The organism is Mycobacterium sp. (assembly GCF_035314665.1).
In the GTDB taxonomy this organism is placed as follows: domain Bacteria; phylum Actinomycetota; class Actinomycetes; order Mycobacteriales; family Mycobacteriaceae; genus Mycobacterium.
This window is the reverse complement of the sequence record NZ_DATFZD010000171.1, coordinates 1-12,205: the sequence shown is the minus strand read 5'-3', so window position 1 is coordinate 12,205 and position 12,205 is coordinate 1. Positions and strand designations below refer to the sequence as shown.

At 64.1% G+C, this 12,205-nt stretch carries 11 protein-coding genes and 1 pseudogene; 10 read left to right on the top strand and 2 right to left on the bottom strand.

Annotation, left to right across the window (positions count from 1 at the left end):
* From VKI00_RS13720 to VKI00_RS13705, 4 genes and pseudogenes are all read left to right on the top strand, one after another.
* Nucleotides 1–272, top strand: a 272-nt coding sequence (locus tag VKI00_RS13720; protein WP_324438185.1) for a fumarylacetoacetate hydrolase family protein, incomplete at its 5' end; no start/stop codon positions are given.
* A pseudogene (locus tag VKI00_RS13715) lies at nucleotides 200–430 on the top strand (hypothetical protein); the annotation flags it as partial. The gene VKI00_RS13720 and the pseudogene VKI00_RS13715, both read left to right, overlap by 73 nt.
* Before the next feature lie 37 nt (nucleotides 431–467).
* The gene (locus VKI00_RS13710) at nucleotides 468–2,159 is read left to right on the top strand and encodes a PHA/PHB synthase family protein (RefSeq protein ID WP_324438183.1); all 1,692 of its coding nucleotides are present in this window, start codon (nucleotides 468–470) and stop codon (nucleotides 2,157–2,159) included.
* A 244-nt stretch (nucleotides 2,160–2,403) separates the two neighbouring features.
* On the top strand, nucleotides 2,404–3,633 hold the full coding sequence (locus VKI00_RS13705) for a serine hydrolase domain-containing protein (RefSeq protein WP_324438181.1): 1,230 nt from the start codon (nucleotides 2,404–2,406) through the stop codon (nucleotides 3,631–3,633).
* A 119-nt stretch (nucleotides 3,634–3,752) separates the two neighbouring features.
* Here VKI00_RS13705 and VKI00_RS13700 read toward each other — a convergent pair whose 3' ends face one another.
* Nucleotides 3,753–4,562, bottom strand: a complete 810-nt coding sequence (locus VKI00_RS13700) for a 3-hydroxybutyrate dehydrogenase (RefSeq protein WP_324438179.1) — start codon at nucleotides 4,560–4,562, stop codon at nucleotides 3,753–3,755.
* A 197-nt stretch (nucleotides 4,563–4,759) separates the two neighbouring features.
* Between VKI00_RS13700 and VKI00_RS13695 the strand changes: the two genes are divergently transcribed.
* The 6 genes from VKI00_RS13695 (at nucleotide 4,760) to sucB (ending at nucleotide 10,588) form a co-directional block, all read left to right on the top strand.
* Complete coding sequence (locus VKI00_RS13695; RefSeq protein WP_324438177.1) at nucleotides 4,760–5,248, top strand: MaoC family dehydratase; 489 nt, start codon at nucleotides 4,760–4,762, stop codon at nucleotides 5,246–5,248.
* Nucleotides 5,249–5,310: 62 nt separating this feature from the next.
* Nucleotides 5,311–5,499, top strand: coding sequence for an alpha/beta hydrolase (locus VKI00_RS13690; protein WP_324438175.1), 189 nt, complete (start codon nucleotides 5,311–5,313; stop codon nucleotides 5,497–5,499).
* A 15-nt stretch (nucleotides 5,500–5,514) separates the two neighbouring features.
* Nucleotides 5,515–6,525 carry a thiamine pyrophosphate-dependent dehydrogenase E1 component subunit alpha gene (locus VKI00_RS13685; RefSeq protein WP_324438173.1) on the top strand — a complete coding sequence of 337 codons (1,011 nt, stop codon included), beginning with the start codon at nucleotides 5,515–5,517 and terminating at the stop codon, nucleotides 6,523–6,525.
* A complete protein-coding gene (locus tag VKI00_RS13680) occupies nucleotides 6,515–7,507 on the top strand; it encodes an alpha-ketoacid dehydrogenase subunit beta (RefSeq protein WP_324438171.1) in 993 nt (330 codons plus the stop codon). Before VKI00_RS13685 ends, VKI00_RS13680 begins: the two co-directional genes overlap by 11 nt.
* Nucleotides 7,504–8,904, top strand: a complete 1,401-nt coding sequence (gene lpdA, locus VKI00_RS13675; RefSeq protein ID WP_324438169.1) for a dihydrolipoyl dehydrogenase — start codon at nucleotides 7,504–7,506, stop codon at nucleotides 8,902–8,904. The genes VKI00_RS13680 and lpdA overlap by 4 nt, the downstream gene beginning before the upstream one ends.
* A gap of 22 nt (nucleotides 8,905–8,926) precedes the next feature.
* On the top strand, nucleotides 8,927–10,588 hold the full coding sequence (gene sucB, locus VKI00_RS13670; protein ID WP_324438167.1) for a 2-oxoglutarate dehydrogenase, E2 component, dihydrolipoamide succinyltransferase: 1,662 nt from the start codon (nucleotides 8,927–8,929) through the stop codon (nucleotides 10,586–10,588).
* Between the two features lie 646 nt (nucleotides 10,589–11,234).
* Here sucB and VKI00_RS13665 read toward each other — a convergent pair.
* Nucleotides 11,235–12,205 (bottom strand): VOC family protein (locus tag VKI00_RS13665; protein ID WP_324438165.1); only part of this gene is annotated, 971 nt, incomplete at its 5' end.

The window sequence follows — 12,205 nt, the reverse complement described above, 5'->3', positions numbered from 1 at the left end:
CGATCCGCGACGTGGCGCCGCTGCCCGAAACCACCGCCACACTCGCCGTGAACGACACGGTGGTCGGCACCGGCGCCGGGACTGCCGTGCTGGGCGATCCGGCTGCAGCCGTGGCCTGGCTGGCCAACGCGCTGGCCCGCTACGGCACCGCCATCGAGCCCGGCCAGTTCGTCATGTCCGGCTCATACACCACCGCGTCATTCGTCGTGGCGGGCGACCACGCGTCGGCCGTCATCAGCGGGCTCGGCACGGTCACCGTGAGTTTCGAGTAAGAGCCATGGCGGCAATGATCGGGATCGACCCCCAATCCGACGGGCTGGCCCGAGCTAAACGTCTTGGCGTGGCCGCCTCTTCGCAAGGCATCGACGGGCTGCTCGCCCTGCCCGACTTCGACGACATCCGACTGGTATTCGACGCCACCTCCGCCGCGAAATCACCATTCCTGCAATCGAAAGCATAGAGTCACCATGACAAGCCAGATCAAGAATCCCGACGAGTTGGCAGCCCCCCTCGACCTCCTGCTCACCAACTCCACCCGGAGCATCGCCAGCAGAATGATTCCGCGCGGGCCACTGACACGATTCGGTGTCAGCCTCGCCAAGCAGCCCCGCACAGTCGCAGGCCGCGGCTCCATCCTGACCCGCGAACTCGCCACCATCGCCGCCGGCAAGTCCGAACGGGTCCCCGCCAAGGTCGACAAGCGCTTCGCAGACCCAGCGTGGCGGGAGAATCCGTTGCTGAAACGGACCATGCAGGCATACCTGGCCGCGGCCGAAACCGCCGACAACCTATTCGCGGACGCGAACCTGGATTGGCGGGACTCGGAAAAGATGCGGTTCGTTCTAGACAACGTCATCGAGGGTCTGGCGCCGACCAACAATCCGTTGATCAGCCCGCTCGGCTGGAAGGCACTGATAGAAACCGGGGGCTTGAGCGCACTGCGCGGGTTGAAAGCCTTCACTCGCGACATGCTCACCCGGCCAAGGGTTCCCGCCATGGTCGAGCCCAACGCGTTCGCTGTCGGGGAGACGGTCGCCACCACCAAGGGTGGAGTGGTATTGCAAACCAGGACGTTCGAGCTGATCCACTACGCACCGCAGACACCGACGGTACGGGCCGTTCCATTGCTGATCGTCCCACCGGTGATCAACAAGTACTACATTCTCGATATCGCGCCGGGACGCAGCATGACCGAGTACTTCCTGCAGCAGGGCCAGCAAGTCTTCACGATCTCTTGGCGCAATCCACAGGCCCGGCACCGTGATTGGGGCTCCGACACTTACGGCGCCGCGATCATCGAGGCACTCGATGCGGTGCAGAAGATTGCCGGGACCGACAGTGCGCACCTGCTGGCCACGTGCTCGGGCGGCATCCTCGCGTCGATGGTCGCGGCACACCTCGCTGAAATCGGCGAGGGCGACCGCATCGCGGGCCTGACTTTGGCGGTCACCGTGCTGGACCAGAGCAAGGCCGGTTTCGCTTCCGCGGCCCTGAGCGAACGCGGGGCGCAGGCCGCGATCCGGGCCTCCGCCATCAAGGGCTACCTCGACGGCAGAGCCATGGCCGAGGTGTTCGCGTGGCTGCGTCCGACCGACCTGGTGTGGCGCTACTGGGTCAACAATTACGTCCAGGGTCGCTCCCCAGCAGCGTTCGACGTGCTGTTCTGGAACGCCGACACCACACGGATGGCCGCCGCACTGCACAAGGATCTGGTGCTGATGGCCGTACACAACGCGCTGACCACCCCGGGCGCGGTCAGCATGCTCGGAACTCCGGTCGACCTGTCGGCGATCACCGCGGACTCCTACATCATCGGTGGGGTCGCTGACCATATCTCCCCGTGGCAAGCCTGTTACCGCAGTGCGCAATTGCTGGGCAGCAAGGACAACCGGTTCGTTCTCTCGACAAGCGGACACATCGCGGCGCTCGTGAACCCGCCGGGAAATGCCAGGGCATCGTTTCGGGTCGGCCAGGTCGACGACTCAACGCCTGAAGACTGGGTCACGTCCGCGGAGAAGAAGTCGGATTCCTGGTGGCCCGACTACGTGAGCTGGCTGCGCGAGCGCAGCGGTCCCGAAGTTGACGCGCCGCAGACCCTCGGCGGCCCAGACCTTCCGCCGCTCGGGCCGGCTCCCGGTACCTACGTCCACCAGAGCTGATGACTGCCCGCACGGTATCCGTTGCACCGTAAGGCTTTCCGTACGCGCCTGGGTGTTGGGCCGGCTTCTGCTGCGACTGAACGTCACCCGGCATCACTTCCCCTGCGCCCTCGCGGCGTCGAGCGGCCATCCGGTACAGGCTGACCTGTCGGTCGACGGGATCGTGTCGACGGCGCAAGCCGCCGGGGCGGATGCGGTAGGGCCGCGTTGACGTCGCGTTGACTGCGAGTCGATGATGCCCCCCATGGCGATGGAGCTGAAGGTGGACACGGACGCGGAGGAAGTCGGGTTTGACGCGGGCCGGCTCGAGCGGATCGACCGCCACTTCGCCCGGTATGTCGAGGAGGGCCTACTGCCGGGCTGGCTCATCGTGGTCAGCCGTCACGACAGAGTCGCGCACCTGTCGCGGTGCGGGCACGCCGACGTAGAGGCCGGGCGGCCGGTCGGGGTCGATACCCTGTGGCGCATTTTCTCGATGACCAAGCCGGTCACGTCGGTCGCGGCGATGATGCTCTTCGAAGAGGGCGCCTTCGACCTGACCGATCCGATCGCTCGCTGGTTGCCCGAGTTCGCGCGACCTCGGGTCTACGTCAAGGGTTCCGCCCTCAATCCGCTCACCGAGCCGGCGATCGAACCGATCCGATTGTGGCACCTGCTCACCCATACCTCGGGCCTGACCTACGGGTTCCACCACGCGCATCCCGTTGACGAGATGTACCGCGCGGCCGGGTTCGATTGGGGCACGCCGCCAGGACTTGATCTCGCTGCCTGCGTCGAGCGATGGGCGCAGTTGCCACTGGTATTCGAGCCTGGCAGCGAATGGAACTATTCAGTCTCTTCGGACGTGCTCGGCAGGCTGATCGAAGTCGTGTCCGGACAACAGCTTGATGAGTTCTTCAGGCAGCGGATCTTCGCCCCGCTCGGCATGAACGACACATCGTTCGGCACCGAGAGCGAGAATCTCGCTGCCCTGTACGTGCCGCAGCCGGGGACGCGAAAGGCGGTCCGGCACGACGCGTTCGGCGCGGTCGGCCACGGGCTGCCCGACTGCCTGTCGGGCGGCGGCGGCTTGGTGTCCACGGCCGCCGACTACCACCGGTTCACCCAATTCCTCTTGCGCCGAGGCGAATTGGACGGGATGAGGTTGCTCAGCCCCCGCACAGTCGCGCTGATGACGAGCAACCACCTTCCCGGCGACGTCGATCTCGAAGCCTATGCGCGGCCGCTGTTCGCAGAGATACCGTTCAACGGCTTCGGCTTCGGCCTCGGCTTCTCGGTGCTGAAGGATGTGATCAAGGCCAAGACGCTGTCGAGTGCGGGCGAGTTCGCTTGGGGCGGGGCGGCCAGCACCGCCTTCTGGGTCGATCCGGCCGAGGAGCTGACGGCGATGTTTTTCACCCAGCTGCTGCCCTCTAGCACCCATCCCATCCGCCAGCAGTTGCGCCAGCTCGTCTACCAAGCGCTCGTGGCTTGACTTGACCTCCTCGTTAGGGACGACAAGCTAGACCAGCCCCACCGGTTAAGCAAGTTGGGTCATCGACGCAGCAACCCGTCCGAGGGTGGCGGTGTGGACGGAGGTCAATTGCAACGTGTTCATCGGGCGGTCCAGCCGCCGTCCATGGAGTAGGAGGCTCCGGTAATCGTTGCGCCGGCGTCGCTGGCCAAGAAGACGGCGAGGGCACCGATGTCTTCGGGACGCGTATAACGCAGCATCGGCTGCTTCTCAGCGACAAGGTCGCGTTGGACTTCTTCGAACGTTTGCCCCGACGCGCCGGCACGAGCTGCGATCTGTTGGGCGACCAGAGGCGTCATCACCCACCCGGGGCAGATCGCGTTGCAGGTGATGCCGCAGTTGGCGGTTTCGATGGCAACCACCTTGGTCAGCCCGACGAGGCCGTGTTTGGCTGCGACATATCCCGCCTTCCCCGCGCTGGCCCGCAACCCGTGCGCAGACGCGATGTTGATTATTCGGCCCCATCCCCTGCGTTTCATCCCGGGCAGCGCACACCGACAAGTGTGGAACGCGGCCGACAAGTTGGTGGCAATCACCGCGTTCCACTTGTCGATCGGAAATTCCTCGATATTCGCGACGAACTGGATGCCGGCGTTGTTGACCAAGACATCGACCGCGTCGAAGGCGTTCTCCGTGCCGCTGATCATGTCCTCAATTTCATCGGGTTTCGTGACGTCGGCATTCGAATAGCGTGTTGGCACGCCGAACCGCTCTTCAATACTGCGCCGCTCACCCTCGATGACGTTACGATCACCGAAACCGTTGACCGTCACACTCGCGCCGCGCGCCGCGAAAGCGTGGACGATGGCAAGACCGATGCCGGAGGTGGAGCCGGTCACCAAGACGGATTTTCCCCGAAGCTCGTCCGAATTCGGCTGGCCTGCACCCATGTGTGTGACGTTACGGGATTCCGCAACAGGGGTTGTCCCGCTCCTTCGTAGCCGCGCGAGCCGGGGGGCGAGAGCCCCGTTGGCGCTGGCGAATCGACCCCCACGGGTGTTGACTGAAGCAGTGCAGCGCGCCGTCGTCCACCTCGCAACAGCGCAGGTGGAGCGTGTTCCGCACGGACTGACGAAGGATCAAATCAATGAGTGTTGATGCCGCACCAGGTGAGACGCGGCAGCCGCTCGTCCTCGAGGGTCTTGCCGGGCTGCGCGAGCGAGTCGGCACGGTGCTCGGGGTCAGCGACTGGGTCGAGACCACGCAGGACAATGTCGACACCTTCGCCAAACTGACGGGTGACGAGCAGTACATCCACGTCGATCCCGAACGCGCGGCGAAGGGCCCGTTCGGCACCACAGTTCAGCACGGGTTCCTGACCTTGGGGACGGCGACCGGGCTGCTCTGGTCGGTATGTATCGTCAACGGATTCAACGTGATCTTGAACTACGGGCTCAACAAGGTCCGATTCCCCGCGCCACTGAAGGTGGGCTCACGGAGCCGGATGCATGTTGAGGTGATAGAGGTGAACGAACTGAAAGGCGGCGCCGAAGCCATTTACCGCCTGACATATGAGATCGAAAACTCGTCGAAGCCGTGCTGCGTAGCCGAGCTCGTCTTCCGGTATTACGACTGACCATGCCTGTATCGGCGGTCGAGATGCACTACAGAACAACGGAATTGTAGACGGAGAGCAACATGACAGCTACGGCGAAGCCGGAGATCGGCGCCACTGCAATCGCAAACGGAATCGAAACGAATTACCTCGAGGATGGTTCCGGTGACGACACCGTCCTCTTGATCCACGGTTCGGGTCCGGGAGTCATTTTTACCCAAAGCCTCGTGATCCCTGCGCTGGCAACCAAATTCCGCGTCATGTCGAACTGAGAGCCGGACGAATCGATGGCCACCTCAACCGAATCCAAGCCACAGTCAGCCCATGACGCGCTGGCCGCCCGTGACCCGAAGCTGCTCGTACGAATCTACGAGATGATGGTTCTGACCAGGGCGGTAGAGGACCGAATGGTCGCGATGTACAAGAGCGGCGATCTGCTCGGCTCGCTATACACCGGCCACTGGCACGAAGCGATCTCGGTCGGGTCCGCGGCCGCCCTGAGCGACGGCGACTACATGGCACCGATCCATCGCGACCTCGGCGCACATCTGTGCCGGGGGATGGAACCGTGGCAGGTGATGGCCAGCTTCATGGGCAAGGCCACCTCGCCAACGGGTGGGCGGGACGGCACCTTGCACTACGGTCGTCTCGATCTGGGTATCTACAACCTGCCCAGCCACATTCCAGCCAACTTTCCCGTCGCGACCGGAATGGCATTCGCGGCCAAGTACCGGGGCGAGGATCGGGTCTGTCTGGCATTCTGCGGCGACGGCTCCACATCGCGCGGGGACTTCCACGAGGCGCTGAACATGGCTGGGGCGCTGACGTTGCCGTGTATTTTCGTGGTCGAGAACAATCAGTTCGCCTACTCCACCCCGGTCAGCATGCAGACGGCGTCGAAGGACTTCGCAGGAAAGGCCGCGGCGTACGGATTTCCCGGTGTGAAGGTGGACGGCACCGCCGCACTCGCCGTCTATGACGCGGTCCACGAAGCCGTCACGAGAGCCCGGCAGGGCGAGGGTCCAACGCTGATCGAGGCCGTGACGATGCGCATGCACGGCCATGCCGAGCACGACCCCGCAGACTATGTGCCGCGCGAGATGTTCGAGGAGTGGCGGAAGAAAGACCCCGTCGAACTCTTCGAGCGACTGCTGCTGGACGGCGGTGTGCTCAGCGACACCACCGCAAAAGAGACTCGGGAAAAGGCTCGCCAGCATGCGATCGACGCGCGCCGTAAGGCGCTGGCCGACCCGATGCCGGATGCGAGCACGGTCGAGGAGGGTGTCTATGCCGACTGAAAGTGACACCGAGGGAGTCACCTATCTCGAGGCCATCGGCCAGGCGATGATGTCGGAGATGGAGGCCGATCCCGACGTCTTTCTGATCGGCGAAGACGTCGGCCAGTTCGGCGGCGCTTTCAAAGTGACCAAAGGCTTCCTGGAGAAGTTCGGGCCGCGACGTGTGGTCGACACTCCGATCGCCGAAACGGGATTCACCGGACTCGCAGCAGGCGCCGCGCTCGTCGGACTGCGCCCGATTGTCGAGTACCAGTTCGCCGACTTCATCTCATGCGCGTTCGATCCCATCGTCAACGTGCTGGCGAGGCACCACTACCGCACAGGTGACGCGATGCCGGTGACCCTGCGGGCGCCGTTCGGTGCCCGGCTGCGGGCCGGCCCCACACACTCCCAGAGCGTTGAGTCTTACTTTGCGCACGTGCCCGGGCTGAAGATCGTCATGCCCGGTTCCGTGCAGGACGCGGCGGGGCTGCTGATCAGCTCGATCAGGGACAACAACCCGGTCCTATACCTGGAGAACAAGTATCTGTACCGGCGGTTGCGCAGCGACGGACCGATCAACCTCGACCCCATTCCGCTAGGGCACGCCAAGGTAGTCCGCGAGGGCCGCGATGTCACACTGATCACCTATTCAGCCGGTGTGTCGCAGGGCGTCGAAATCGCGGACGAGTTGGACAAAGAAGGCATCTCAGTCGAGATCATCGATATCCGGACGCTGGTGCCGCTGGACATCGACACGATCGTCACGTCGGTCAAGAAGACCGCACGGGCGGTGGTCCTGCACGAAGCCGCGCGCAGACTCGGGTTCGGCTCAGAGATTGCGGCCGAGGTGCAGGAAAAATGCTTCTGGCATCTGGACCAACCGGTGGCTCGTATCGCGGCGAAGAACATACCCGTTCCGACAAGCCCTGCGCTGGAGGATGCGATGATCCCGCAGCCGGCCGAGATCGCGCAGACGCTACGAGAGGTGGCGAGAGCGTGACCGATTTCGACATCGTCTTGCTTGGCGGCGGCCCAGCCGGTTACGCGGCCGCGCTGTACGCCGCTTCCGCCGGCCAGAAAGTGGCGCTGGTCGAGAAGCGGGCGGTCGGCGGCACCTGCCTGCATCGCGGCTGTATCCCGGCCAAGGCACTGCTGCAGGCCGCGGAGGTGTTCCGAACAGTCCACCATGCGGGCGATTTCGGCATCGGGCTTGGCGCCGGCGCAAACCCGGCGGCGGACTGGCGGGCGGTCAACAAGCGGAAGAGCGGCATCGTGTCCACCCTCCATCAGGGCCTGTCGGGACTGCTCAAGCGGCGCAAGGTCACGGTCGTGGACGGGTTCGGCTCGCTGACACCGGAAGGTGCCGTCGCGGTCAATGGCCAGACGATGAGCAGCGGGGCCGTGATCATCTGCTCCGGTTCCGAACCGCGGTCGTTGCCGGGTCTCGAGGTCGACGGCGAGCGCGTCATCACATCCGATCAAGCGACGAACAGCGAGGCCAAAAAACTTCCCGAACGGGTTGCGGTGATCGGCGGCGGCGTCATCGGCGCCGAATTCGCGTCGGTCTACACCGACTTCGGGGTTCAGACAACGCTATTGGAGGCGCTTCCGCACGGCGTACTTCCGATTGGTCCGGACCGCGACACAGCGGACGTCCTTGCGAAAGCTCTTGCCAAGCGCGGCACAGACATTCATTCGGAAGCCCGCGTCGGGGCTGTCGAGGCGACCAGTAATGGTGTACTCGTCCCGTTCGAGACTCCGAAAGGCTCCGAGAAGATCGAGGTCGACCAGCTGCTTGTCGCCATCGGTCGCCGTCCGGTCAGCGAGGGGATGGGTTTGGAGGAGGCCGGCGTCGAGGTGTCTGACCGTGGGTTCATTTCGGTCGACACCTCGACGATGCAAACCACCCGTCCCGGCGTCTACGCGATCGGTGACTGCGTGCCCACACCGGGACTGGCGCATGTCGCCTACGCCGAGGCAGTCGTCGCAGTTCAGTCAGTGCTGGGTGAGAATCCTGTTCCGGTGGACTACGGCAAAGTCCCCTGGGTGGTCTACACACATCCTGAGGTCGCATGGGTGGGCATGACCGAAGCCGAGGCGCGAGACGCCGGACATGATGTCGAAGTGCACAAGCACTCGTTCGCCGGGAACGGACGCGCAATGATCGTCGGCGACACCGAGGGCCTTGTGAAAGTCGTTGCGGCGCGCGGTGGTCCGCTACTGGGCTTGCATCTGGTCGGGCCGTGGGCAAGTGAGCTGCTCCACGAAGGTTATTTGGCGGTCAACTGGGAGGCCTTGCCGTCTGATATCGGCTCGCTCATCCACGCTCATCCAAGCCTCTCCGAGGCAATCGGCGAGACGATGATTACATTCTCCGGCCGATCGTTGCACGGCTGATCCAGCTCTGGAGGCGATTGAAATGTCCGACGAGACATGGGTTGTGACCCTGCCGAAGTTGGGTGAGTCGGTGACCGAGGGTGTGATCGGCACCTTCTTCAAGAACGTCGGCGACGAAGTCGAGTTCGACGACCCGCTGTTCGAAGTATCGACCGACAAGGTCGACACCGAGGTCCCGAGCTCGTACGACGGTGTGGTCCTTGAGGTTCTGGCGCAAGAGGGCGACACCGTCTCGGTCGGTGCCGCGATCATGCGGATCGGCGGGAAGGGCGCCACGGTGCCGAACCGACTCCCTTCGGCCGCACACGGGGTGGCGGCGGCCGGCGGACGATCACTCAACGATCCGTCCGCGCCGTCGGTCGGCGGATCGGAGGGTCCGACGACCGAGAGCGCCGACTTCTCGCCGTCCGCCACGGGTGAGATTTTCGAGATCACGATGCCGAAACTGGGTGAGTCGGTCACAGAGGGCACGATCGGCACGTGGTTCAAGGCCGTCGGAGACGACGTCGCATTCGATGATCGGCTGTTCGACGTGTCCACCGACAAGGTGGATTCGGAGATCCCGAGCCCGTACGACGGGAAGGTGCTGGACATCTTCGTCAGCGCCGGTGAGACGGTGCCGGTGGGTACCGTGCTGGCACGCATCGGGGCGGCCGGCTCACAGGTCGTCGGACCGGCCGGCGGCGGCAGCAGGCCGGCCGCTGTCGAGAGTCCGAGTGCAGTCAATGCGCTGACCGGCGCGGCACCGGTCAGCCGCGATAGCGCAGGCGGACGGTTGTTGTCGCCATTGGTGCGCAGGCTCGCCGCCGAGCACGGCATCGACGTCACAACGGTTGCCGGAACGGGTGTCGGTGGTCGTATCCGGCGCGAGGACATGATGAACGCGATCGCCGCCGGCCCGACAGTGCCCGCTGCTCCGGCAGCGGCCACTGCACGCACCGCGGCTGCGCCCTGTGCGTCGAAGGCCGGCACCGACGGCCGGGACGAAGTGGTGCCGCTCAGCAGAATGCGGCTGATTCTCGCGGACACGCTCAAGACGTCACAGACGCTGGCCGCATCGGTGTGGACATCTGTGGAAGTCGATTTCGACAATGTCGAACGGGTGCGTACCGATTACAAAGCCCGGTTCAAGAAGGAGACTGGTGCATCGTTGAGCTACTTGCCCTTCATCTCTCGGGCGGTTTGTGACGCGCTGCGAGTGTTCCCGACGGTCAACTCGTCGATCGACCTCGAATCCAAGACGATGACGCTTCACCCCTATGTAAACCTCGGTGTCGCAGTGGATCTGGATGAGCAGGGACTGGTGGTGCCGGTCGTCAGGGACGCCGATAGCCTGAACATCCGTGGAATCGCCAGCCAGATCGCGACGAAAGCGGCAGCGGCACGAGCGAAAGAGCTGCCCAACAAGGAGATGCAGGGCTCGACCTTCACCATCACGAATCCCGGCCCCTTCGCCAGCTACGCGTCGTCGCCGATCATCAACCAACCGAACGTCGCGATCTTGTGCACCGACGGCGTGAAGCGTCGCCCCGTCGCGATCGGTGACGCCATCGCGATCCACCCGGTAGGGATCATCGGAATGGTGTACGACCACAGAGCGTTCGACGGTTCGACCGCGTCGAAGTTCCTGCTGCACATCAGGGACTCGCTCGAACAGCGGGACTGGTCAGCCGAGCTTAGTTGATCGCCGGCGGCGTGGGATGAGCGCGCCCGGCGAAACCGACGGACCCGTCACTGTGTTGGTTGCCCGTCGTGTTCTGCCCGGCAAAGAGGTCGAGTTCGAGACGTGGGTGTCGGATTGACGCGGGCCGCATCGGCATTCGACGGATTTCTCGGGGCGGGTCTGCTCGGCCGGGGCACGTCGGCGAGTTGTGGCATGTGGTGTACAGGTTCGCATCGGCTGACGAGCTTGCCCGCTGGGAACACTCGCAGACGAGGTCCGACCTGCTGGCGCGGTGGCCCGCCACCGCTCGCCATGGCACCCACGGGTAGACCTGTTGTGCTGGAGGGCGCCGACCTTCACCAATTCCGCGATGGCCTCCTGTGAAAATAGAGCAGCGTCGTCAGCGCCCTCGACCTCGCCGAAGGAATCGGCATTGCGCGGCATGGAGTGCCGGATCCGTGCTGCGTGCTGAGTGGACATGGGAGGCGATTCAGTGCTCCCGTCTCCTCGAATTCGAGAGATGATCGCGCGCTCGATTCCCTGTCGATCACAGACCTGGCTGGGCATCTCGTCGATGCCTGCTTTCTGTAGCGCTTTGCGGTAATCCGGTGGGATGAGGTGGTGATGAGTGTCGTGCACAGCACCGCGGTCCTCGCGCTCACTGTGTTTAGTTGTCGGCGATCCCGGGTTTGCTGAGCGCCTTGATGGTGTCTTCGTGGTGGACCAGCGATTGTGCGGCGACGGCGAACATGTCGAGTTTGTCGATGACGGTTTGTCCTTCTGGGGTGTGGCCCCAGATGCTGATGCCTTGGTGGGTGGTGGGTTTCCAGGTGGATTCGTCGACGAGGATGGGGTTCCAGCCGACCTCCCATTCGAATCCTGAAGGGGTCATGGCGTAGTAGGACAGTTCTTTGTCGTTGGTGTGTTGGCCGACGGACATGGCCATGTGGAAGCCGAGTTCTTTGACCCGCTGGTAGGAGGTGACCATGTCGTCGAGTGTGGCGACCTGGGTGTTGACGTGCTGGACTCGGGTGCGGATGGGGTTGATGGGTAGGGCGTTGACTGATGCGATGGCCACGGAGTGGTGGCGTTCGTTGACGCGCAGGAATCGGATCTTGAGTTTCAGTCTGTTGATCGTCTCGTCGATGTAGTCGGATAGTCGCGCGTCGAAGACGTGGTTGTAGTAGCCGCGGATCTGGTGCGGCTTCTTCGTGAACAGGGCGACGTGGCCGAGTCCGCCTGGGCCGGTGACGAATCCGGTGCCGGGTATGTGCAGGGGCAGTGGTGCGGTGCGGGCGGTGGTGTAGATCTCCTGGGTGAGTCCGTTGGGTCCGGGGAAGCGCAGGAAGCGTTCGACTCCGCGCAGTTTGGCTTCCTCGTCGGTGCCCTCGACGGCGGGTACTTGGTGGTCGATGACGCGGCGGTTGACTTCGTCGAAGGTCGCGTGGTCATCGAGGTGCCAGCCCAGTGCGACGACGTCTTCGGCCGGTCCCCGCCGCAGCAGGATGCGGCATTCGTTGGCATCGAGGCGGAAGCGGATCGTGTCGGGTGCCATGTCGTCGCAGTGCATGCCGATGGCGTCGCGGGCGAAGCGGCGCCAGTCGTCGAACTTGTTTGTTTCGATCACGGCATAGCCCA